We start from the raw sequence: 22,657 nt of genomic DNA, 5'->3' as shown, positions 1-22,657 counted from the left end.
CCCGCCGTCAGGAGCCCGACGACGGCCGCGGCCACCAGGCCGCGACCATGTCAGTGCCGGGTCACTCCTGCGGTGCGGTTTCGGCCCGCCTCCGCCGAGCCGGCTCGGCCGTGGGCTTCTTGTGCGGGCTGAACAGGAGACAGAGCGCCGCGGCGGCCACCAGAGCGGCGGCGCACGCCATGAGGACGGTCTGCATGGCGTCGACGAAGCCCCCGGCGAAGGTGTCGGCGGTGACGCGTTCGTACAGGCCGGCCGTGGCCGGGTTCAGGCCGCTGGGCGGCGCGGGCGGGCCGTAGTTCTGCGCGGCGGCGGCGCTGTCGCCGATGAACCGGGCGCGCAACTCCTCCGGCAGCCGGCCGGCGTGCTTCTCGGCCTCGGCGCGCAGGGCCGAGGAGAGACGGGCCGACAGCAGGGTGCCCAGTACGGCGGTGCCGAGGACGCCGCCGATCTGCCGGGTGGTGCCGGAGACGCCGGAGGCCGCCCCGGCCAGCCGCGGGTCCACGCCGTCCGTGGTGGCCTGCTGCAGTGGTGCGAACGTGGCGCCGCTGGCGATCCCGATGATGAGCAGGCCCGGCAGCAGGCTCCACGCACTGCTGGTGGGGCCGGCCAGGCCGAGCAGTACCAGCAGGCCGACGGCCAGCAGCGTCATCCCGGCCATCAGGACGTACTTGCCGCCGAACCGGTCCGACAGCCGCCCGGCGTACGCCGAGCCGACCGCGGTGAGCACGGCGTTCGGCAGCACCGCCAGGCCGGTCTCCAGCGCCGAGTACCCGCGGGCCGTCTGCAGGTACAGCACCAGGACGAACATGATGCCGATCATGCCGAGTTGGAAGACGAACCCGACTCCGTTGCCGACCGCGAAGTTGCGCGTGCCGAACAGGGCCGGGGGCATCAGGGGCTCACCCCGCTGCCGGTGCTGCCACACGACGAACACCGCCAGCAGCACGACGCCCGCGACGATGACCGAGGTGATGCCGATCGGCCCGGCGATGGTGCCCCAGTCGTAGCGCTCGCCCTCGATCAGGCCGAACACGATGCCGCTCAGCCCGGCGGTGGCCAGCGCGACGCCGACCAGGTCGAGCCGGTGGGTGCGGCCCGAGCGCATGGGCGGCACGCAGGTCAGCGCCAGCACGGCGGTGGCGATGCCGATCGGGACGTTGAGGAAGAAGATCCAGCGCCAGCTGAGGTGGGCGAGCAGGAAACCGCCGACGACCGGGCCGAGGATCGGGGCCGAACCGGCGATCGCGCCGAACAGGCCGAACGCCCGGCCCCGCAGCCGCGGCGGGAAGACCGTCAGGATCGACGAGATGACCTGGGGGAACAGCAGCGCCCCGCCGAGCCCCTGCAGTGCCCGCGCGGTCAGCAACAGGGCCGGCGAGCCGGCCAGCCCGCACAGCGCCGAGGCGATGGTGAAGGTGACGATGCCGATCACGTAGAGCCGGCGGTAGCCGAAGACGTCCCCCAGCCGCCCGGTGCTGATCAGCAGCACCGAGAAGACCAGCAGATAGCCGTCGACGACCCACAGCACCTGGTCGTAGGAGGCGCCCAGGCCGTGGATCAACGTGGGAACGGCGACGTTGACGATGGATCCGTCGAGCAACGACATGAAGAAGCCGATGCACATGATCGCGAGTACCCGCCATGGATGCCGCGTGGACGGGTGCGGGGTGGAAATGACTTCCGGCACTCCGGAAACCTCCCTGAGGGAACCGGTTCTGCTGGCGATGACGCGGACCGGGCCGCTGACGCCGACCAGGCCGCTGATGCCAAAGCGGTGCTCACGTCGGAACACGGTCCCGGCAGTCCCCGGCAGTCCCCGAAGGCCTCGGAAAGGACCGGAAGGGCAGACGCACGTCGTCACCATCACAGAACACCCTTGTCAGGATGTGATGAGTGACTTCCACCTTCCCCGTGTCATCGGGACCCGGGGGAAGCTGGTTGGCGAGGCGGAATGCCCAACGGTGAGAAGTCGACTCGCACCGTAACACAGCGCCCGGAGCCGTCGGATTCCTCAACGCCCCTACAGGCGCGCCGCCTTGAGGGCCATGTGCAGCAGCAGCCGGTGCTCGCCGTCGTCCAGGTCGAGGCCGGTCAGCTTCTCCACCCGGCCGAGCCGGTAGTAGAGCGTCTGGCGGTGGATGCCCAGGGCCTGTGCGGTGCGCCCGGCCTGGCCCGCGCAGTCGAGGAACACCTCGGCGGTGCGGGCGAGTTCGGCGTGTGCGGGGGTGAGCAGCGGGCCGATCGCGGGGTCGGGATCGGTGGCGGGCAGCGCGGTCAGCATGCGGTACGAGCCGATGGCGTCCCACTGGACGATCGGCCCCAGCCGGGGCTCGGCGCGGGCCGCGCGGGCGGCGTCCAGGGCCTCGCGCCAGGCGGCCGGGAGGTCGGTCAGCTCCCGTACGCCGATACCGATCCCGGCGGCGCCCGGACCGGGCCGCGCGGGGTGGGGCCCGGCGGCCGCCGCGGCGCCCGCGCGCGGCGAGCGCAGCAGATGTTCGGCCACCGTGTGGGCGGGGGTGAGCGCACCGGTCGACCGCAGCCGCACCAGGGCGGCCAGGGCGGGTCCGGCCGCCGCGGACCCCGGAAGGTCGCCGGCGCGCAGCGCACACGCCGCGAGCAGCCCCGGCAGGCTCGGCAGCGGCGCCGCGCCGGTGTCCGAGGTGTCCCAGGGGGTCACCGCGACCACGGTGAGCGGCACCCCGGAGCTGAAGCGCAGGGTGTCCCGCAGGGCGTCGCGCAGCGCGGCCGCGGCGGCCGGCCGCCCGGCGGGCTCGGTGAGCAGCAACTGCCGCAGCAGATCCCCGAGTTCGGTTCCGGCGCGGGACTCGGCGGCCAGCAGCGCGCCGATCCGGGCGGCGGTCTCCATGGCCTGGGCGATCCGCGGATCGGGCGGGGTGCCGCGGCCACCCAGGGCGAGGTCGCTCAGATGCCCGTCGTCCAGCAGCCAGACGTAGCCGTGCGCGATGCCCTGATGGCGTACGGGCAGACAGATCCGGCCGCGGAAGACCCCGGCCGCCGGGTCCGGCGGAATGCGCAGCGCCGTCGTGGCCCGGGCGATCCCGAACGCCTCGAACCAGGCCCGTACCGCCGCCGACGAGCGCCGCTGCAGGATCGAACGGGTCCGCACCGGGTCCATGACCTCGTCGTCCTCGCCCTCGTGCGCGCCGAACGCGATCAGCCCGAAATCCCGGTCCTCCAGCGTCGCCGGCGCGCCGAGCGCCGCCGAGATCTCGTCCACGAGCTGCTGGTAGTCGCCCCGCATGCCTCGTCGGCCCTCTCCTGTCGCAGTGGTCACCCCCCACCATTCTCATACATCTGTCTGAGATCCCGACCACGAAGGCGTGACAGCTGTCGATGGCCGGGAAGTGGCGCGATCCTTAAATTTCAGGTGGCTCATTCGTGCCGGGGCATCCGCCTCGTCCGGCGTTCGCATGGCATTTGTCATCCTGAATCGTGGAGGTGCCCCATGCTGGGTCCCGTGCTCCTCGCCGCAGCGCGCAGCGACAGCATCCGCCGTATCGTCGCGGCCGCTCCGGTCACCCGTCCGGTGGTGGACCGGTTCGTCGCCGGCGAGCATCTGGACGAGTCCATGGCGGCCGTACGGTCCCTGGCCGCGCGCGGCATGGAGGTCACCCTCGACCACCTGGGCGAGGACATCACCGACCCGGCCGAGGCGCTGCGCAACCGCGACGCCTACCTCCAGCTGGCCGAGGCCCTCAAGGAGCACGGGCTCGGCGTCAAGGCCGAGATGTCGGTCAAGCTGTCGGCCTTCGGCCAGGCGCTGGCCGGCGGGCACGAGCTGGCGCTGAAGAACGTCACTCCGGTGGTCGAGGCGGCCGCCGCGGCCGGCACGACGGTGACCCTCGACATGGAGGACCACACCACGGTCGACTCCACCCTCGCCATCCTCGCCGAGCTGCGCGGGCGCTTCCCCCAGACGGGCGCGGTGGTGCAGTCCTACCTCTTCCGCACCGAGGACGACTGCCATGCGCTGGCCGGGGAAGGCTCCCGGGTGCGACTGGTCAAGGGCGCGTACAAGGAGCCCGCGACGGTCGCCTTCCAGGACAAGCGGGAGGTCGACAAGGCCTATGTGCGCTGCTTGAAGATCCTGATGGCCGGGCAGGGCTACCCCATGATCGGCTCGCACGACCCGCGGATGGTCGCCATCGCCCAGGAGCTGGCGCACCGCAACGGGCGCAAGCCGACCGACTACGAGTTCCAGATGCTGTTCGGCATCCGCGAGGCGGAGCAGCAGCGGCTGGTCGCCGAGGGGAACCGCATGCGGGTGTACATCCCCTATGGCACTGATTGGTACGGATACTTCATGCGTCGGCTCGCCGAGCGCCCCGCGAACCTCGGCTTCTTCCTGAGGTCGCTGGCGACACGAGGATGACGGACATGAGCAAGCGAGTTCTCGGCCGGGGGTCCGGGGGTCGTCCCCCGGGGGGCGGCAGCCTGAGGTCGCTCGCGACACGAGGATGACGGACGCCCCAAAAGACCGCAGTACGTACGAACCGACGATCGAAGGAGAACGGCCATGGACGCTGTGACCCAGGTCCCCGTGCCGGTGAACGAGCCGGTCCACACCTACGCCCCCGGCAGCCCCGAGCGCTCCCGCCTGGAGGCCAAGCTCAAGGAACTCGCCGGCAACCCGATCGAGCTGCCGATGACCATCGGCGGGGAGCGGCGGATGGGTGGCGGCGAGCGCTTCGACGTCGTACAGCCGCACAACCACTCGGCCCGGCTCGGCACGTACGCCAACGCCACGGTCGCCGACGCCCAGGACGCGGTGGACGCCGCGCTGGCCGCCGCCCCGGCCTGGCGCGCGATGTCCTTCGACGACCGTGCCGCGATCATCCTGCGGGCCGCGGAGCTGCTCTCCGGCCCGTGGCGCGAGACGATGGCCGCCGCCACCATGCTCGGCCAGTCCAAGACCGCTCAGCAGGCCGAGATCGACACCCCCTGCGAGTTGATCGACTTCTGGCGCTTCAATGTGCACTTCGCGCGCCAGATCCTCGCCGAGCAGCCCCCGGCGAACTCCCCGGGCGTGTGGAACCGCTCGGACCACCGTCCCCTCGAAGGCTTCGTCTACGCGATCACGCCGTTCAACTTCACCGCGATCGCCGGCAACCTCCCGACCGCTCCCGCCCTCATGGGCAACGTGGTCGTCTGGAAGCCGTCCCCGACCCAGACCTTCGCCGCCGTGCTGCTGATGCAGCTGCTGGAGGAGGCCGGTCTGCCCAAGGGCGTGATCAACCTCGTCACCGGTGACGGCAAGGACGTCTCCGAGGTGGCGCTGACCCACCCCGACCTGGCGGGCATCCACTTCACCGGCTCGACCAAGACCTTCCAGTACCTGTGGAAGACGGTCGGCAACAACATCGAGAACTACAAGACCTACCCGCGTCTGGTCGGCGAGACCGGCGGCAAGGACTTCATCGTCGCCCACCCCACGGCCGACCGCGCCGTGCTGAAGACCGCCATGACCCGTGGCGCCTTCGAGTTCCAGGGCCAGAAGTGCTCCGCGGCCTCCCGCGCGTACGTCCCGGCCTCCCTGTGGAACGCCGGCTTCAAGGAGGAGTTCGCCGCCGAGGTCGAGTCGCTGACCATGGGCGACGTCTCGGAGCTGGCGAACTTCATGGGCGCCGTGATCGACGAGCGCTCCTTCGCCAAGAACAAGGCGGCGATCGACCGCGCCAAGGCCGACCCGACCGTCGAGGTCGTGGCCGGCGGCACGTACGACGACAGCGAGGGCTACTTCGTCCGCCCGACGGTCCTGGTCTCCACCGACCCGGAGAACGAGATCTTCAAGGACGAGTACTTCGGCCCGATCCTCGGCGTCTATGTCTACGACGACGCCGACTACGACGACATGCTCACCCAGATGGAGTCCGCCTCGGCCTACGGCCTGACCGGTTGCGTCATCGCCCAGGACCGTGCGGCGGCCGCCGTCACCTGCGAGAAGCTGCGCTTCGCGGCCGGCAACTTCTACATCAACGACAAGCCCACCGGCGCCGTCGTCGGCCAGCAGCCCTTCGGTGGCGGCCGGGCGTCCGGCACCAACGACAAGGCCGGTGCCAAGCAGAACCTGATGCGCTGGACCTCCACCCGCTCCATCAAGGAGACGCTGGTCCCGCCGACGGACTACCGCTACCCGCACATGGGCTGACGCCCACGGGCGACCACGCCGACGGCCCGGCACCCCTCTCGTCAGGGGCGCCGGGCCGTCGGCGTCGCGTCAGGCGTTGCGGGGCGGGCCGGTGATGGACTCGCCGATGACGAAGCCCTTGGCGGGGCCTTCGGGGACGATCACGTCGGTGCCGTACGGCATACGGGTCGAGGTGGCGTAGTTGGCGTCCTCGGGGGAGGGGGAGGTGAGCACCGTGACGATGCCGTCTCCGTCGTAGTCGTCGATGATGACGTACGTGGGGATCCCCATCCGGGCGTACAAGCGGCGCTTGCGTACTCGGTCGCGTTGCATTCCGTCCCATCCGGGAGAGACCACTTCCAGGACGAGCGCTACGCAACGGGCATCAAGACCGAGCCCGTCCTCGGTGATGAACTCCTCGTCGTCCTCAGGAGCGACGTAGGCGTCCGGGATCACGACTTCGAAGCCCTGTATGACGTTCATGTCGTTGTCGGTGATGTAGGCACTCGACTGCGCCTCGAGAAACTTCCCCAGCTCCCGACGGAACTCACGACTGGTCCTGCTGTGGCGATGACGACCGGTAGGCGACACCTCTAGGGCTCCCTCGATGATCTCGGCGTGAAGGCCCTCGGGAAGTTCCATGGCTTTCCATGTCTGCCACAGATACTCATCCCGGTCAGGTCCGGACATCGCGGCCTCCGGCGCCTCGTGTGCGAGAGCGGTCATGGTGCAGCACCTCCTCCTCAAGTGTGGGCGGGCTCGGCCTCGTGGCACAAGCGACACCGCGACGCTAGCCACGCCTCAAGCCCTCCAGCTGGCATATGCCAAGAGGTCACTCGTTCGAGCACACGCTCGCCCCGTCTCAGATAGTAGGAAGCCCAAGTAATTGTGCAGACATCACGGCCGAGCTGCCCTACGTTTGTAGAAGCCGAACGTCTCGCTCGATCGAGCGAAGGCGGATGCGGCCCGGTGCGTGAGCGCAGGTGACCCCTGCCGCGCCGTGGCTCCCGCCCCTTCCGGCCGCTTCTGGATCGACGCATCCCTTTTGTTCTCGGGGCTTTGGCATTGGAGACGTGAATCATGGCCGAGACCGCCGTCCGCAGGACCCGTCACTCCGTCCGTACGACCAACGAAGCCGACCGGCGTAACGCCGCGGCCGCTCTCCAGCGCGCCCTCGACCGCCGTGACAACGGCGGCTCCACCGGGCACTGAGATGCTGCGCGCGCGACCCGGGCGGGTGCTGTCGAGGCCGGCGTCGGTGCCCTGCCGCTGCTGCTGGCGGATCCGGCTGTCCGTGGCTCGGTGGCTCTTCCTCTCCTGAACGCCCTCTCCTGAACGCCGCCAGGGGCGCCCGGATCCCGGGCGCCCCCGCGGCCTGCGGGTGCCCCTAGCGGGTCACCTCGAAGTGGTCGATGCGCTCGCCGGATTCGGCCAGCGCGGTGACCTTCATCCGCGGGCGGTGGCCCGGGGAGACCTCGACGGCGATGAACGAGTAGCCGGTGTAGCGGACCCGGGACCACTCCACGGTGTCCTTGATCTTGACCTGGCCTTTGGACCAGTGGAACGTCTCGACGTGGTCGAGGTCCTTGACGTGGCCCTCGTAGCTGTCGGGCACGGGGAAGTCGTACAGGGCCCTGCCCGCGCCGCCGGCGGTGACGTAGACGATGCCCTCGCGTGCGCTGTCGACGCGCTCGCCGATCGGCATCTTCTTGGCGACCCGGCCGCCCCTGAGGGCGTCGGTCCGCTCGTAGACGTGGTTGTGCCCGTTGATGACCAGGTCCACCCGGTGCTTGTCGAACAGCGGCAGCCAGGCGTCGCGCACGCCGCCCTCGGAGGCGTGCGCGTTGGTGGTGGAGAAGGCGCAGTGGTGGAAGAAGACCACGATGAAGTCGATGTCCTCGGCGGCGCGCAGCTGTGCCAGGCGGCGGTCGAGCCAGCGGGTCTGCTCGCCACCGGTGTAGCCCTGGTTGGCGGGGATCTCGTACGAGACGTCGTTGGCGTCCAGGGCGACGACCGCGACGTTGCCGTAGGTGAAGGAGTACACGCCGGGGGCGCGGTGGGCGTCCGGGCCGTTGCCGGGCAGCGACCAGCGGGCGTTCTGGCCGCCGTAGCCGTCGGGCGAGTACCAGGCCTCCATGTCGTGGTTGCCGGTGGTCACCATCCACGGCACGGACTTGGCCACCGACTCGGTCTGGGCGAGGAACTGGTCCCACACCCGCGCGTCGTAGGCGTCGTGGTCGGAGCCCTGCCCGTCGGTGTCCGCATAGCAGATGTCGCCCGCGTGCAGGTGGAAGGACGGGTTCTGACCCAGGATCAGCTGGTCGTTGGCGAGCGCGTGGTAGCTGACGCCCTGGTCGCCGAAGGCGGTGAAGACGAACTTCTCGGCGCGGGCCGGGGCGGTGCGGAAGGTGCCGACCGTGGAGAAGTGGCGCGCGTCGGCCGGGTCGAAGCCGTCGTGCCCGACGCCGTAGTAGTACGTGGTGCCCGGCCGCAGGCCGTCGAGGGCCGCGTGCAGGTAGTACTGCTCCACGGCGGGCAGCTTCGAGGAGAGCGAGGGGGTGTGCAGCGCACGCACCTCGGCCTCGATCTTGAGCCCGAGGTCCCAGGGCCGCAGGCCCACCCGGATGAAGGGCCGCCGGACCGCGAGCGGCACCTGCCAGCTCACCCGCATCTGGCTCCTGGGGTCGGCGCCGAAGGCGAGGTGGCGGCCGAAGGGGGCGACGAGGGACCCGTCGACGGCGACGGTGGCGGAGGGGGCCGACGGGGCGGGGGAGACGGCCGTGGCCGAACCGGTCAGCAGACCGGATCCCGCGACCACTCCCGCGGTGGCGGCCGAGGTGCGCAGCAGGCCCCGGCGGGTCAGCTTCGTGCGGAGGTATTCATGCTGCTCGGGCATGCTCATCCGGGCCGCGAGCCGCTCCGGTACACCGACGCGCGGGGTGTGCGAGGGCAGGGGAGCGTCCCTGCGGGGATTTCCAGTCATGGCAGCGAATGTCGCAGCATCACCCGACCGTTACGGGGCGTTGCGGTGAACGGAGGTTGACCGGCTCCCCATCTGTCCGTATGGCGGACGTTACGTGTCAAGCGATGGGACGGGGCGTAAGGTCCAAACATGTCTCGCAGCATTCGCCTCGCAGTGATCCCCGGTGACGGTATCGGCCAGGAAGTCGTGGCCCAGGGCCTGAAGGTCCTGAGCGCGGTCCTCCCGCAGGACGTCAAGCTGGAAACCAAGGAGTACGACCTTGGTGCCAAGCGATGGCACGCGACCGGCGAGACCCTGCCGGACGCGGAGCTGGAGTCGCTCAAGCAGCACGACGCGATCCTGCTCGGCGCCATCGGGGACCCGTCCGTCCCGTCCGGTGTGCTGGAGCGCGGGCTGCTGCTCAAGCTCCGCTTCGCCTTCGACCACTTCGTCAACCTGCGCCCGTCGAAGCTCTTCCCGAACACCGCCACCCCGCTGGCCGGCCGCCCCGACATCGACTTCGTCGTGGTGCGTGAGGGCACCGAGGGCCCGTACACGGGCAACGGCGGCTCGCTGCGCACCGGCACGCCGGCCGAGGTCGCCACCGAGGTCAGCGTCAACACCGCCTACGGTGTCGAGCGCGTGGTGCGCGACGCCTACGAGCGCGCCAACGCCCGCCCCCGCAAGAAGCTGACGCTGGTTCACAAGAACAACGTCCTGGTCTACGCGGGCCACATGTGGAAGAACATCTTCGACCGGGTCGGCCAGGAGTACCCCGAGGTCACCACCGACTATCTGCACGTCGACGCGGCGACGATCTTCTTCGTCACCCAGCCCGAGCGGTTCGACGTGATCGTCACCGACAACCTCTTCGGCGACATCCTCACCGACCTCGCGGCGGCCGTCACCGGCGGTATCGGCCTGGCCGCCTCCGGGAACATCAACCCGACCGGCCAGTTCCCCTCGATGTTCGAGCCGGTGCACGGCTCCGCGCCGGACATCGCGGGCACCGGCAAGGCCGACCCGACGGCGACGATCCTGTCGGTCGCCCTGCTCCTGCGCCACCTCGGCTTCGAGGCGCAGGCCGCCCGCATCGAGGAGGCCGTCGCGGCCGACCTGGAGGCGCGCGACGGCGCGGCCCGCACCACGGACGAGATCGGCGACGCCCTCGCCGCGCGAGTAGCGGGCTGAGGCCCGCAGCGCGACCTCGCCACCCACGAACAGCGCCGGGCCAGGACACCGCGTCCAGGCACCGGCGCTGTCCGCGTTGACCCGCTCTGGGCTACCGCCCGGTTGGGTGCGACCATCGGACGCGGACCGCGCACACCGGTTCCGGCGGCGGAGACCCACGAGCGATAATCGGACGTGGCGTCGCCGCCCGCGAGAAACTCGGACGTCCCAGTAACGACCGGTACGTTCAGGATCCCGGTGGGCGCGGCCGCCACAGACCGCACCGGTGCCGCACGGTGGGGGCCGACCCCACCCACCCCCGGCCGGAGGGCTGGGCCGGACAACCCGCGGTATCGGATCACGCAGTGAAGGACATGCATTCATGACGACGCCCACGATCGAGCTCAAGCCCTCCTCGCACCCGCTGTCCGACGCGGAGCGGGAGCAGATCCTGGCCGCCCCCGGCTTCGGCCGCCACTTCACCGACCACATGGTGACGATCAGGTGGACCGAGGGCCGCGGCTGGCACGACGGGCAGCTCGTGCCGTACGGGCCGCTCTCCCTCGACCCGGCGACCAACGTCCTGCACTACGCGCAGGAGATCTTCGAGGGCCTCAAGGCCTACCGCCAGCCCGACGGCTCCGTGGCCATGTTCCGGCCCGACGCCAACGCCCGGCGCTTCCAGGCCTCCGCGCGCCGTCTGGCCATGCCCGAGCTGCCCGTCGAGACCTTCATCGAGGCCTGCGACCTGCTGGTCCAGCAGGACAAGAAGTGGGTGCCCGCGCACGGCGGCGAGGAGTCGCTCTACCTGCGGCCCTTCATGATCGCCACCGAGGTCGGGCTGGGCGTGAAGCCCGCCAACGAGTACCTCTTCGTCGTGATCGCCTCGCCCGCCGGCGCGTACTTCGCCGGCGGCGTCAAGCCGGTCTCCATCTGGCTGTCCGAGGACCGGGTGCGTGCCGTCCCCGGCGGCATGGGCGACGCCAAGACCGGCGGCAACTACGCCGCGTCGCTGCTCGCGCAGGCCGAGGCCGCGGTGCACGGCTGCGACCAGGTCGCCTACCTCGACGCCGTGGAGCACAAGTGGGTCGAGGAGCTCGGCGGCATGAACCTGTACTTCGTGTACGGAGACAAGATCGTCACCCCCACGCTGACCGGCTCCCTGCTGGCCGGTGTCACCCGTGACTCGCTGCTGTCCGTCGCCCGTGACCTGGGCTTCGAGTCCGAGGAGGCCCGGGTCTCCATCGACCAGTGGCGGGCCGACACCGAGAACGGCACCCTCACCGAGGTCTTCGCCTGCGGTACCGCCGCCGTGATCACCCCGGTCGGCACGGTCAAGAGCGCGGGCGGCGAGTGGACGCAGTCCGACGGCGAGCCGGGCAAGGTCACGCTGAAGCTGCGCGAGGCGCTGCTGGACATCCAGCGGGGTGTCGCCGACGACAAGCACGGCTGGATGCACCAGCTGGGCTGACCCGCCGCTCCGGGGCGCTTCCCCGGACAGGACCGAGGCCGCCGCCGACATCAGGTCGGGGGCGGCCTCGGTCATGGTCACGTCGGCTCAGCCGGCCTCCGCGGACGCTTCCGTGGGGGCGGTGGGGGAGGAGGTGGGGGGAAGGGGGCGCAGCGTCGGGACCGGGCGCGGATCGCGGGCGGTGAGGGCCAGGTAGGCCGCACCGGCCACCGCGGCCGCGAGCAGGAAGCTGACGTCGATGCCGCCCGTATAGGCCATCAGCGGGCCCTCGTACAGGGGCGTGGCCACCGCCATCAGGCCGACCACCGAGCCCAGCGCCCAGGCGACGGCCGCCTGGACGCTCCAGCCGCCGGTGAACCAGTACACGCCGCCGCGCGTGCCGCGGTTGTAGACCTGCAGGGACTCCGCGTCGTACGCGCCGCGGCAGCGGGTGAAGCCGATCACGGTGATCACCGCCCAGGGCGTGCCGACCGCGGTCATCAGCAGGACGAAGGAGGTCATCGCGTCCTGCGCGGCCCACAGGAAGTGGCCGGCGTAGACCAGCGCGGTCGCGAGTGCGGCGACGACGTAGGTGGCCTGGGTGCGGGTCGCGCGCGGCAGGATGGCGTCCAGGTCCAGGCCCATGCTGTAGAGCATCAGCCCGGAGTTGCCGACCGAGCCGGCCGAGGCGTTGAGCAGCAGCAGCGCCAGGTACCAGAACGGGGCGCCGGCCACCAGCGGGCCCGCGTAGTCCTCGCCCGCACCGACCGCGAGGGCGGTGAAGGTGCCGAACAGCTGGGGCACCAGAAGACCGACGACCAGGCCCAGGCAGGTGGCGCCGAAGACCTTCTTCGAGCTGTGCCGGCGGGGGGAGATGTAGCGGCTGTAGTCGCCGAGCAGCGTGATGAACGCGATCGGGCCGCTCAGGCCCGCGGAGACGGCGGCCAGCAGCCAGGTCTGCCAGAAGCCGCCCAGCAGATACGAGCTGCCGTGCGGCGCGGCGGTGGTGAAGGTGCCGGCGTACGCCACGATGCCGACGGCCAGCAGCAGGGTCATGCCGACGGCGAGCACCTTGCTCAGCCGCAGCAGCACCCGGTAGCCGTAGACCGCGCCGACGGCGGTGGCGCCGGCGAGCAGGGCGTAGACCAGGGCGTAGGTCCCTCCGCCGGTCGGCAGCCCGGTCAGGCGGTGCAGACAGCCGACGACCGCGTCGCCGCCGACCCACAGGGTCAGTGCGGTGTAGCCGAGCGAGAGCAGCAGCCCGATCACCGAGCCGATGAGCCGGCCGCGTACGCCGAAGTGGGCACCGCTGCTGGTGGAGAGGTTGGTGGCGCTGCGCAGCGAGACCAGCGCGAGCGGAGCGGTCAGCAGGGTGCCGACGAGGGTGCCCGCCACCAGGGAGGTCACCGAGGGCCAGAATCCGAGCCCGAAGGAGACCGGTAGCCAACCGAAGATCACCACGCCGAGGGCGAGGTTCGATCCGAGCAGGATCGAGATGAGGTCGCGCGGACCGCTGGTGCGCTCCTCGTCCGGGATGGTGTCGACTCCGCGTTGTTCGATCGGCATGAGGGCTCCCCTGAGAGGCCGGACAACAGTGTCTGAGCAGTGCTCTGCGTGCAGTGCTCCGTCATGTGGAAGTGCTCGATGTGAGCGGGTCTCGCAGCGCCGGACCGGCGGTACGAGATCATTTAGAGCGATGCTCTATTCATCGCCCGTTTAGAACAGCGCTCAATGTGACTCATCACTGCCGTGTAGGTCAATGCTTCCGTGTTGACTAGTTTCATGGTTAGAGTGATGCTCTAATCGAGCTGGAGGTGTGACGGGATGCGGCTGACCCCGACGGAACGCGACCGGCTGCTGCTGTTCGGCGCGGCCGAGCTGGCGCGGACGCGCCGGGCCCGCGGACTGAAGCTGAATGTGCCCGAGGCGACCGCGTTGATCGCGGACACAGTCTGCGAGGCGGCGCGGGACGGGCGCCGCCTCGCTCAAGCCATCGAGGCGGCACGCAGCGTGCTCGGTCCGGACGATGTGCTGCCGGGCGTGGCCGACGTGGTCACCGAGGTGCATGTGGAGGCCGTCTTCGACGACGGCTCCCGGCTCGCGGTGGTCAGCGACCCGATCGGCGCCGGGGCGGCGGCCGGGGAGAGCGCCGAGGCGCCCGCGCCCGGCGCCGTGCTCCCCGGCCCGGCCGACCCGGAGCCCGAGCCCGCGGTGGTGCTCACCGTGCGCAACACCGCGACGGTGCCCATCAGCGTCACCTCGCACTTCCACTTCTTCGAGGCCAACCCCCGGCTGGACTTCGACCGCGGTGCCGCGTACGGCATGCGGCTGTGCGTCCCGGCCGGCTCGTCCGTGCGGTTCGACCCGGGCGGCGCCTCGGAGGTCGGTCTGGTCCCGATCGGCGGGGCCCGGATCGCGATCGGCTTCGCCGGTCTCGTGGACGGCCCGCTGGACGCACCGGGCGCGAAGACGGAAGCGCTGCGGCGGGCCGCCGCCTGCGGCTACCTGGGAGCGGAGGAGCAGGCATGACCATCGACCCCCACGAGTACGCGTCGGTGCACGGCCCGCGGGCCGGCGACCGGGTCGTCCTCGGCGACTCGGGCCTGGTCGTCCGGGTGGAGTCCGACGCCCAGAAGCCCGGCGACGAGTTCCTGGCCGGGTTCGGCAAGACCGCCCGCGACGGGCTGCTGCTCAAGGCGGCCGCGGTCCGCGAGACCTGCGACGTCGTGATCAGCAACGCCCTGGTCATCGACGCGGTACAGGGCATCCGCAAGGTGTCCATCGGCATCCGCCAGGGCCGTATCCACGCCATCGGACGGGCCGGCAACCCCGACACCCTCGACGGTGTCGACGTGGTCGTCGGCACCGGCACCTCGATCGTCTCCGGCGAAGGCATGATCGCCACCGCCGGCGCCGTCGACACCCACGTCCATCTGCTCTCGCCGCGCGTCATGGAGGCCTCGCTGGCCTCCGGCGTGACCACCATCATCGGCCAGGAGTTCGGGCCCGTCTGGGGCGTGGGCGTCAACTCCCCCTGGGCGCTGGGTCACGCCTTCGGCGCCTTCGACGCCTGGCCGGTCAACATCGGCTTCCTCGGCCGCGGCTCCTCCTCGGGCGACGCCCCGCTGGTCGAGGCGCTCGCCGAGGGCGGCGCCTGCGGCTTCAAGGTCCACGAGGACATGGGCGCGCACGCCCGGGCCCTGGACACCGCGCTGCGCGTCGCCGAGGACCACGACGTCCAGGTCGCCCTGCACAGCGACGGCCTCAACGAGTGCCTCACCGTCGAGGACACCCTGCGCGTCCTGGACGGCCGCACCATCCACGCCTTCCACATCGAGGGCTGCGGCGGCGGACACGTGCCCAACGTCCTGAAGATGGCCGGCGTCCCCAACGTCATCGGCTCCTCCACCAACCCCACCCTCCCCTTCGGGCGGGACGCGGTCGCCGAGCACTACGGAATGATCGTCTCGGTCCACGACCTGAAGACCGACCTGCCGGGCGACGCCGCGATGGCCCGCGACCGCATCCGGGCCGGGACGATGGGCGCCGAGGACGTGCTGCACGACCTCGGGGCGATCGGCATCACCTCCTCCGACGCCCAGGGCATGGGCCGGGCCGGCGAGACCGTGCGCCGGACCTTCGCGATGGCCGGGAAGATGAAGGCCGAACTCGGCCCCATGGAGGGCGACGGCGCCCACGACGACAACGCCCGCGTGCTGCGCTACATCGCCAAGCTCACCATCAACCCCGCCATCGCCCACGGCCTCTCGCACGAGATCGGGTCGATCGAGGTCGGCAAGATGGCCGACATCGTGCTGTGGAAGCCGCAGTTCTTCGGCGCCAAACCGCAGTTGGTGCTGAAGTCCGGCTTCCCCGCCTACGGCGTCACCGGCGACCCGAACGCCGCCACCGACAGCTGCGAACCCCTGGTGCTCGGGCCGCAGTTCGGGGCGCACGGCGCGACACCCGCCGAGATCTCGGTCGCCTTCGTCGCGGGCGCCGCGGCCGAGCAGGGCGGCGACCACCTGCCCACCCGCCGCCGCCGGGTCGCCGTCCGCGGCACCCGGGGCATCGGCCCCGGCAACCTCGTCCACAACTCCCGGGTCGGACAGGTCCAGGTCGACGGGCGCAGCGGACTGGTCACCCTCGACGGCGACCCGATGCGCTCCGAGCCGGCCGACACCGTCTCGCTGTCCCGGCTCTACTTCCTGTGAACCGCACCGCCGGTGCACCCACCACCGGCGGCCATCCACCGCCACCACCGCCACAGACCCTGAGGACCCCCGCATGAGCACCCCTGTCGCCGACGGTTTCCGCATGCCCCCGGAGTGGGCCCGCCACGAGCGCACCTGGATGGCCTGGCCCGGCCCCAACTTCACCTTCGGCGAGGAGGGCGAGGAGGCCCTGGCCGAGGCCCGCCGCGCCTGGGCCGGTGTCGCCCGCGCGGTCCGCCGCTTCGAGCCGGTCACCGTCGTCGCCGGCCCCGGCCAGGCCGAGGGCGCCCGGGCCCTCCTCGGAGCGGACATCGAGATCGTCGAGCGCCCGCTGAACGACGCCTGGATGCGCGACATCGGCCCCACCTTCCTCACCGACGGCAAGGGCTCGCTGGCCGCCACCGACTGGGTGTTCAACGGCTGGGGCGCCCAGGAGTGGGCCCGCTGGGACCTCGACGAGAAGATCGCCGAGCAGGTCTCGGCACTGGCCGGCGCCCGCCGCTACGCCACCCCCCTGGTCAACGAGGGCGGCGGCATCCACATCGACGGCGAGGGCACCGTCCTGCTCACCGAGACCGTCCAGCTCGACCCGGGCCGCAACCCCGGCCGCACCGCCCAGGAGGTCGAGGCCGAGATCCACGCCCACCTCGGCACCACCAAGGCGATCTGGCTGCCGCGCGGCCTGGCCGCGGACTACGGACAGTTCGGCACCCGCGGCCATGTCGACATCGTTGCCGCCTTCGCCCGCCCCGGCACCGTGCTCGTGCACACCCAGCCCGACCCCGACCACCCCGACCACGCGATCTGCAGCGAGATCGTCAAGCTGCTGAGCTCGGCCACCGACGCCAAGGGCCGGCAGCTGGAGGTCGTCGAGGTACCCGCGCCGACCGTCATCGAGGAGAACGGCGAGCTGGTCGACTACTCCTACATCAACCACTACCTCTGCAACGATGGCGTGGTGCTGTGCGCCTTCGACGACCCGCGCGACGAGGAGGCGGCCGCCATCTTCCGCCGGCTCTTCCCCGACCGGACGGTCACCCTCGTCGACGCCCGTACGATCTTCGCAGCGGGTGGCGGTATCCACTGCATCACCCAGCAGCAGCCCGAGGCCTGACCCACAGGCCCGCCCAGCCGACCCGGAGGTCCCCGTGCCCGGTCCCGTGCGCCGTCCCCGGCGCCGGCTCAACCAGCCCCGTGAGCAGGTCCTGGCCGCGGCGATGGCCACCATCGCCGCGGAGGGCCTGGACCGGCTGACCATGGCCGGACTGGGCCGCGAGGTCGGCATGAGCAGCGGCCACATCCTCTACTACTTCGGTACGAAGGACGAGCTGCTGCTGCAGACCCTCCAGTGGAGCGAGGAGCAGCTCGGCGCCGAGCGCCGGGCCGCCCTCTCCCGCCGCGTCCCCGCCCGCGAACGCCTGGACGCGCTGATCGACCTCTACCTGCCCGACGGCCACCGCGACCCGCGCTGGACGCTGTGGCTGGAGGTCTGGAACCGCTCCCAGAACGCCGACGACGAGACCCGTGAGCGCCAGCTCGAACTGGAACTCGCCTGGCACCGCGACCTGGTCGCCCTGCTCGTCGAGGGCGCCTCGAAGGGCGAGTTCCGCCCCGTCGACGCCGAACGCCTCGCCACCCGCATCCGCGCCCTCCTCGACGGCTTCGGCACCCACCTCGTCGTCGGCCTCCCCGGCACGGACCGCGCCCAGGTCCGCGAGCACATACACGAGTTCCTGGACGAGTCGCTCACGCCGTGACGGTGCGGGCGGGGGAGGAAGCCGCCCGTCACCGTGGTGCCCCCGCCGCCCCTCCGCCATGCACCGCACCCGTGAACACAACGCACTCAAGTACGCGCGATCGTTGCCGCCCCGGCCCTTGCCGACGGACCGCCCGTCCGCGACCGTGATCGGCTATGGGACGAGAGCAATGGAAGAAGATCTGGGTCGGCTCGGCCGGCAACATGGTCGAGTGGTTCGACTGGTTCGTCTACGCCAGTTTCGCGGTCTACTTCGCGGATTCGTTCTTCCCCAAGGGGAATGACACCGCGAACCTCATGAACACCATGGGGATTTTCGCCGTCGGCTTCTTCATGCGACCGGTGGGCGGCTGGCTGCTCGGCCGGGTCGGCGACCGCAAGGGGCGCAAGGCCGCGCTCACGCTGACCGTCACGCTGATGTCCGCCTCGGCGGTGCTGATCGCCATCGCACCGACATACGACGTCGCCGGCTATGGCGGAGTGGCCGTACTGCTCATCGCCCGGATGCTGCAGGGGCTCTCGGTCGGCGGGGAGTACGCGGCCAGCGCCACCTACCTCACCGAGGCGTCCGCTCCCGGGCAGCGCGGCTTCGCCTCCAGCTTCCAGTACGTGTCGATGACCGCGGGCCAACTGCTCGGCCTCGGCCTGCAGATCGTCCTGCAGCGCACGATGTCCGAGGAGGCGCTGCACAGTTGGGCCTGGCGGATCCCGTTCATCGTCGGTGCCCTGGGCGCCGGGATCGTCTTCTACCTGCGGCGCAACATGCTGGAGACCGAGGTCTACGCCGAGGACGACAGCGCCAACGCCGACCCCGCGCGCGGCACCATCAAGGCGCTGCTGGCCCACAAGCGGGAGGCGTTCTTGGTCATCGCGCTCACCATGGGCGGCACGGTCGCCTACTACACGTACACGACCTACCTCACCAAGTACCTCTCGGGCAGCGTGGGCCTGGACAAGCCGACCGCCTCGCTGGTCAGCTTCTGCGCGCTGTTCCTGTTCATGTGCCTGCAGCCGGTGGCGGGCAGGCTCTCCGACCGGATCGGGCGGCGGCCGCTGCTGATCACCTTCGCGGTCGGCTCGACGTTCCTGACCGTGCCGATCATGACGTTGCTCAAGCACGCCGGCAGCTTCTGGCCGGCCCTCGGGCTCTCGCTGCTGGCGCTGGTCGTGGTCACCGGCTACACCTCGATCAACGCCTGTGTGAAGGCCGAGCTGTTCCCGACCGGTGTGCGGGCGCTGGGCGTGGCGCTGCCGTACGCCATCGCCAACGCGCTGTTCGGCGGCACCGCGGAGTACGTCGCCCTGTGGTTCAAGGACGGCGGCATCGAGTCCGGCTACTACTGGTACGTCGCCGGCTGCGCCGCCGTCTCGCTGATCGTCTACATCACGATGCGCGAGACCCGCACCATCGATCTGCACCGGGTCGGCAAGCCGGCCGCCGGCGCCGACCGCTCGCCGGTGGGAGCGCCCGCCGCCGACTGAGGCGGCCCCCGGCCGAAAACGGCCTCCCCTTCCCGGGGGAGGCCGTTCCCGTGCCCGGGGGATCCGCGCCCCGGCCCCCGGCCGCTTGGCTGGGTGGCATGAAGAACCTCAGGTACGCACTCCTGCCGCTGCTGCTGACGGGGCTGCTGGCCTCGGGCGTCGCGGCCCCGTCCGCGGCGACGGCCCGGCCCGCCGACGGCCCGGGGGCCGCGGCCCAGGCGGCTCCCGCCCGCCCGGCCGCCGGCGACCTCTCCACCCGACTCTCGGCCATCCCCGGCATGCGGGTGGTCAAGGAGAACCACGCCCCGGCCGGCTACCGCTCGATCGAACTGCGCTACCGCCAGCCGGTCGACCACCGCCACCCCGCCCGGGGCACCTTCGAGCAGCGGCTGTTCCTGCTGCACCGCGCCACCGACCGGCCGATGGTGCTGCACACCAACGGCTACGACCTCGACTACCAGGACCCCGCCCTGCGCGCCGAGCCGACCGAGATCCTGAAGAGCAATCAGATCAGCGTCGAGCAGCGGTACTTCGGCAGCTCCACCCCCCACCCCACCGACTGGACCAAGCTCGACATCTGGCAGGCGGCCACCGACCACCACCGGATCGTGCGGGCGCTGCGGACGATCTACCGCGCCCCCTGGATCTCCACCGGAGGCAGCAAGGGCGGGATGGCGACGGTCTACCACCGGCGCTTCTACCCGCACGACGTGGCCGGCTCCGTGGCGTACTCGGCGCCCAACAACACCGGCAACCGGGACGGCACCGCCGAGGACCGCTTCCTGGAGCGGGTCGGCAGCCCCGCCTGCCGCGAGGCGCTCACCGCCGTCCAGCGCGAACTGCTGGGAGCCCGCAGGACGGAGACGGCGGGCCGTATCGCCCGCGCGGCCGCCGCCCACGGCGACACCCTGCACATCGTCGGCGGCGCCGACCGGCTGCTGGAATTCACCACGCTGATGCTGCCGGAGCGCTTCTGGATGGCGCAGGGAGAGGAAGGCTGCGGCCGTATCCCCGGGCGCTCCGCGACCGGCGCGGCGCTCTACGCCTGGTTCGACGGCCTGATGAGCCTTTGGGGCTACACCGACCTCTACGTCTCCCTGGTCACCGCGTCCTTCTACCAGCTGGGCACCCAGCTCGGCATGAGCGAGCGGGCCGCACCGCAGCTGGCCGGATTGCTGCGCCACCCCGGAATCCAGCGGATCCGCACCCTCGTGCCGCGGAACATCCCGATGCGCTTCCAGCCGCAGGCCATGCCCGACATCGACCGCTGGGTGCGCCGCCACGGCAGTGAGCTGATGTTCGTCTACGGCGGGAACGACCCCGTCCGGGCCAATCCGTTCCGTACCGGCCCCGGCAGCCGTGACACCCACGTCTACGTGGCCCCGCACGCAGGCCACCACATGAGCCTGGACAAGCTGACGCCGGGGGACCGGGAGCGGGCCACCACGACGCTCCGCCGCTGGGCCGGCGTGGACGGACCGACCGCATAGTGAGACCGCACGGTGCACCGTGCGTCCGATATGGCACACTGCGGACCGTGCTCTCGTTCGCCATGATTATTGGCAGCAGGCGCGCCGGTCCGCAGTGACCGCCCCGTACGACCCGAGTACGGCGCGGCCACCGTCGTCCCAGACCCGCGCGCAGACCTCTCGCACCCGCGAGGGGTTTTTTCGTTTCCGGCCCACCACTCACCGGAGGCGGAGCGCGAGGGAGCATGGAGGGACGGTGGAACCGGTCATTCCGGTAGACCGAGACCCCGACAGGAGCCAGACCAGCATGACGGACGCACACGCAGCCTCCCCGGCGCCCGCCCCCCGGCCCGCCGGCGCGGTGCCCGACGACTTCCATGTCTTCGACACCACGCTCCGCGACGGCGCGCAGCGCGAGGGCATCAACCTCACCGTCGCCGACAAGCTGACCATCGCCCGGCACCTCGACGACTTCGGCGTCGGCTTCATCGAGGGCGGCTGGCCCGGCGCCAACCCCCGGGACACCGAGTTCTTCCAGCGCGCCCGCGAGGAGATCGACTTCCGGCACGCCCAGCTGGTGGCGTTCGGCGCGACCCGCAAGGCCGGCGTCCGCGTCGAGGACGATCCGCAGGTCGCAGCGCTCCTCGCGTCCGGAGCCCCGGTCATCACGCTGGTCGCCAAGTCCCACGTCGGGCACGTGGAGCTGGCTCTGCGCACCACGCCGGAGGAGAACCTCGCGATGGTGCGGGACACCGTCGCCCACCTGCGCGCCCAAGGCCGCCGGGTCTTCCTCGACTGTGAGCACTTCTTCGACGGCTATGCGCTGGACGCGGTCTACGCCAAGCAGGTCGTCCGCACCGCGAGCGAGGCCGGCGCCGACGTCGTGGTGCTCTGCGACACCAACGGCGGCATGCTCCCCGCGCAGATCACCGCCGTCGTACGGACCGTCCTGGCCGACACCGGCGCGCGGCTGGGGATCCACGCCCAGGACGACACCGGCTGTGCGGTGGCCAACACCCTGGCGGCGGTGGACGCCGGCGCCACCCACGTCCAGTGCACCGCCAACGGCTACGGCGAGCGGGTCGGCAACTCCAACCTCTTCCCGGTCGTCGCGGCCCTGGAGCTGAAGTACGGGCGCCGGGTACTGCCGGCGGGCAAGCTCGCCGAGACCACCCGGATCTCGCACGCCATCGCCGAGGTCGTCAACCTCACCCCCTCCACCCACCAGCCCTACGTCGGCGTCTCCGCCTTCGCCCACAAGGCCGGGCTGCACGCCTCGGCCATCAAGGTCGACCCGGACCTCTACCAGCACATCGACCCGGCGCTGGTCGGCAACACCATGCGGATGCTGGTCTCCGACATGGCCGGCCGGGCCTCCATCGAACTCAAGGGCAAGGAGCTGGGCTTCGACCTGAGCGGCGACCGCGAGCTGGTCGGCCGGGTCGTCGCACGGGTCAAGGAGCGCGAGCTGGCGGGCTACACCTACGAGGCCGCCGACGCCTCCTTCGAGCTGCTGTTGCGGGAGGAGGTCCGCGGCAAGGCGCTGCGCTACTTCGAGGTGGAGTCCTGGCGCGCGATCGTCGAGGACCGCCCCGACGGCACACACGCCAACGAGGCGACCGTGAAGCTGTGGGCCAAGGGCGAGCGGATCGTCGCCACCGCCGAGGGCAACGGCCCGGTCAACGCGCTGGACCGGGCGCTGCGGGTGGGCCTGGAGCGGATCTACCCGCAGCTGGCGCACATGGAGCTGGTCGACTACAAGGTCCGCATCCTCGAAGGCGCCCTGGGCACCGGCTCGATCACCCGGGTCCTGGTCTCCACCAGCGACGGCCGCGGCGAGTGGTCCACGGTCGGCGTCGCGGAGAACGTCATCGCCGCGTCCTGGCAGGCGCTGGACGACGCCTACGCGTACGGGCTGCTGCGCGCCGGGGTCGAGCCGCAGGAGTAGGCGGTACCGCCTCGGACGACCGGGGCCCCGCGCCGGTCCCCGGAGGAGGGGCCGGCGC

Annotated in this window: 17 protein-coding genes; 12 read left to right on the top strand and 5 right to left on the bottom strand. The window is 71.3% G+C overall.

Features of this window, described 5'->3' with window-relative positions:
* Positions 1 to 61: 61 nt before the first annotated feature.
* Positions 62 to 1,687, bottom strand: a complete 1,626-nt coding sequence (locus AC0680_RS09950; RefSeq protein WP_478626427.1) for a DHA2 family efflux MFS transporter permease subunit — start codon at positions 1,685 to 1,687, stop codon at positions 62 to 64.
* A gap of 333 nt (positions 1,688 to 2,020) precedes the next feature.
* Positions 2,021 to 3,262: a PucR family transcriptional regulator gene (locus tag AC0680_RS09945; protein ID WP_478626713.1), complete on the bottom strand. Its 1,242-nt coding sequence runs from the start codon at positions 3,260 to 3,262 to the stop codon at positions 2,021 to 2,023.
* A gap of 204 nt (positions 3,263 to 3,466) precedes the next feature.
* Here AC0680_RS09945 and AC0680_RS09940 point away from each other — a divergent pair, with 204 nt between their 5' ends.
* Complete coding sequence (locus tag AC0680_RS09940; RefSeq protein WP_478626425.1) at positions 3,467 to 4,393, top strand: proline dehydrogenase family protein; 927 nt, start codon at positions 3,467 to 3,469, stop codon at positions 4,391 to 4,393.
* Between the two features lie 144 nt (positions 4,394 to 4,537).
* On the top strand, positions 4,538 to 6,169 hold the full coding sequence (gene pruA, locus AC0680_RS09935) for an L-glutamate gamma-semialdehyde dehydrogenase (RefSeq protein ID WP_478626424.1): 1,632 nt from the start codon (positions 4,538 to 4,540) through the stop codon (positions 6,167 to 6,169).
* A 69-nt stretch (positions 6,170 to 6,238) separates the two neighbouring features.
* Here pruA and AC0680_RS09930 read toward each other — a convergent pair whose 3' ends face one another.
* A complete protein-coding gene (locus AC0680_RS09930) occupies positions 6,239 to 6,874 on the bottom strand; it encodes a Uma2 family endonuclease (protein ID WP_478626422.1) in 636 nt (211 codons plus the stop codon).
* Between the two features lie 354 nt (positions 6,875 to 7,228).
* Here AC0680_RS09930 and AC0680_RS09925 point away from each other — a divergent pair, with 354 nt between their 5' ends.
* Positions 7,229 to 7,360 (top strand): hypothetical protein, encoded by a 132-nt coding sequence (locus AC0680_RS09925; RefSeq protein ID WP_085925161.1) that lies wholly within the window; start codon positions 7,229 to 7,231, stop codon positions 7,358 to 7,360.
* 175 nt (positions 7,361 to 7,535) lie between these two features.
* Here AC0680_RS09925 and AC0680_RS09920 read toward each other — a convergent pair whose 3' ends face one another.
* The gene (locus AC0680_RS09920; protein ID WP_478626420.1) at positions 7,536 to 9,131 is read right to left on the bottom strand and encodes a purple acid phosphatase family protein; all 1,596 of its coding nucleotides are present in this window, start codon (positions 9,129 to 9,131) and stop codon (positions 7,536 to 7,538) included.
* Positions 9,132 to 9,260: 129 nt separating this feature from the next.
* Between AC0680_RS09920 and AC0680_RS09915 the strand changes: the two genes are divergently transcribed.
* Positions 9,261 to 10,301: a 3-isopropylmalate dehydrogenase gene (locus AC0680_RS09915; protein ID WP_478626418.1), complete on the top strand. Its 1,041-nt coding sequence runs from the start codon at positions 9,261 to 9,263 to the stop codon at positions 10,299 to 10,301.
* A 361-nt stretch (positions 10,302 to 10,662) separates the two neighbouring features.
* Positions 10,663 to 11,751: a branched-chain amino acid aminotransferase gene (locus AC0680_RS09910; RefSeq protein WP_478626416.1), complete on the top strand. Its 1,089-nt coding sequence runs from the start codon at positions 10,663 to 10,665 to the stop codon at positions 11,749 to 11,751.
* 87 nt (positions 11,752 to 11,838) lie between these two features.
* Here AC0680_RS09910 and AC0680_RS09905 read toward each other — a convergent pair whose 3' ends face one another.
* The gene (locus tag AC0680_RS09905; protein WP_478626414.1) at positions 11,839 to 13,296 is read right to left on the bottom strand and encodes a cytosine permease; all 1,458 of its coding nucleotides are present in this window, start codon (positions 13,294 to 13,296) and stop codon (positions 11,839 to 11,841) included.
* A 258-nt stretch (positions 13,297 to 13,554) separates the two neighbouring features.
* Here AC0680_RS09905 and ureA point away from each other — a divergent pair, with 258 nt between their 5' ends.
* The 7 genes from ureA to cimA all read left to right on the top strand — a co-directional run bounded on the left by ureA (position 13,555) and on the right by cimA (position 22,599).
* A complete protein-coding gene (ureA, locus tag AC0680_RS09900; protein ID WP_478626412.1) occupies positions 13,555 to 14,259 on the top strand; it encodes an urease subunit gamma in 705 nt (234 codons plus the stop codon).
* Positions 14,256 to 15,944, top strand: coding sequence for an urease subunit alpha (locus AC0680_RS09895; RefSeq protein ID WP_478626410.1), 1,689 nt, complete (start codon positions 14,256 to 14,258; stop codon positions 15,942 to 15,944). The genes ureA and AC0680_RS09895 overlap by 4 nt, the downstream gene beginning before the upstream one ends.
* Before the next feature lie 73 nt (positions 15,945 to 16,017).
* On the top strand, positions 16,018 to 17,058 hold the full coding sequence (locus AC0680_RS09890) for an agmatine deiminase family protein (protein WP_478626408.1): 1,041 nt from the start codon (positions 16,018 to 16,020) through the stop codon (positions 17,056 to 17,058).
* Between the two features lie 34 nt (positions 17,059 to 17,092).
* Positions 17,093 to 17,701, top strand: a complete 609-nt coding sequence (locus tag AC0680_RS09885) for a TetR/AcrR family transcriptional regulator (protein WP_478626407.1) — start codon at positions 17,093 to 17,095, stop codon at positions 17,699 to 17,701.
* A 155-nt stretch (positions 17,702 to 17,856) separates the two neighbouring features.
* Positions 17,857 to 19,182, top strand: a complete 1,326-nt coding sequence (locus AC0680_RS09880; protein WP_478626405.1) for an MFS transporter — start codon at positions 17,857 to 17,859, stop codon at positions 19,180 to 19,182.
* A gap of 98 nt (positions 19,183 to 19,280) precedes the next feature.
* Positions 19,281 to 20,672, top strand: a complete 1,392-nt coding sequence (locus AC0680_RS09875; protein WP_478626403.1) for a S28 family serine protease — start codon at positions 19,281 to 19,283, stop codon at positions 20,670 to 20,672.
* 286 nt (positions 20,673 to 20,958) lie between these two features.
* Positions 20,959 to 22,599 carry a citramalate synthase gene (gene cimA / locus AC0680_RS09870; protein WP_478626401.1) on the top strand — a complete coding sequence of 547 codons (1,641 nt, stop codon included), beginning with the start codon at positions 20,959 to 20,961 and terminating at the stop codon, positions 22,597 to 22,599.
* Positions 22,600 to 22,657 lie beyond the last annotated feature (58 nt).

It is taken from the genome of Streptomyces sp. NPDC043738, from assembly GCF_056436545.1.
This window is presented reverse-complemented; position numbering and strand designations above follow the sequence as displayed.

Coding starts and splice junctions, on each gene's coding strand:
- AC0680_RS09945 (WP_478626713.1), bottom strand. CDS start 3,262: ATGCGGGGCGACTACCAGCAGCTCGTGGACGAGATCTCGGCGGCGCTC.
- AC0680_RS09940 (WP_478626425.1), top strand. CDS start 3,467: ATGCTGGGTCCCGTGCTCCTCGCCGCAGCGCGCAGCGACAGCATCCGC.
- pruA (WP_478626424.1), top strand. CDS start 4,538: ATGGACGCTGTGACCCAGGTCCCCGTGCCGGTGAACGAGCCGGTCCAC.
- AC0680_RS09930 (WP_478626422.1), bottom strand. CDS start 6,874: ATGACCGCTCTCGCACACGAGGCGCCGGAGGCCGCGATGTCCGGACCT.
- AC0680_RS09925 (WP_085925161.1), top strand. CDS start 7,229: ATGGCCGAGACCGCCGTCCGCAGGACCCGTCACTCCGTCCGTACGACC.
- AC0680_RS09920 (WP_478626420.1), bottom strand. CDS start 9,131: ATGACTGGAAATCCCCGCAGGGACGCTCCCCTGCCCTCGCACACCCCG.
- AC0680_RS09915 (WP_478626418.1), top strand. CDS start 9,261: ATGTCTCGCAGCATTCGCCTCGCAGTGATCCCCGGTGACGGTATCGGC.
- AC0680_RS09910 (WP_478626416.1), top strand. CDS start 10,663: ATGACGACGCCCACGATCGAGCTCAAGCCCTCCTCGCACCCGCTGTCC.
- AC0680_RS09905 (WP_478626414.1), bottom strand. CDS start 13,296: ATGCCGATCGAACAACGCGGAGTCGACACCATCCCGGACGAGGAGCGC.
- ureA (WP_478626412.1), top strand. CDS start 13,555: ATGCGGCTGACCCCGACGGAACGCGACCGGCTGCTGCTGTTCGGCGCG.
- AC0680_RS09895 (WP_478626410.1), top strand. CDS start 14,256: ATGACCATCGACCCCCACGAGTACGCGTCGGTGCACGGCCCGCGGGCC.
- AC0680_RS09890 (WP_478626408.1), top strand. CDS start 16,018: ATGAGCACCCCTGTCGCCGACGGTTTCCGCATGCCCCCGGAGTGGGCC.
- AC0680_RS09880 (WP_478626405.1), top strand. CDS start 17,857: ATGGGACGAGAGCAATGGAAGAAGATCTGGGTCGGCTCGGCCGGCAAC.
- AC0680_RS09875 (WP_478626403.1), top strand. CDS start 19,281: ATGAAGAACCTCAGGTACGCACTCCTGCCGCTGCTGCTGACGGGGCTG.
- cimA (WP_478626401.1), top strand. CDS start 20,959: ATGACGGACGCACACGCAGCCTCCCCGGCGCCCGCCCCCCGGCCCGCC.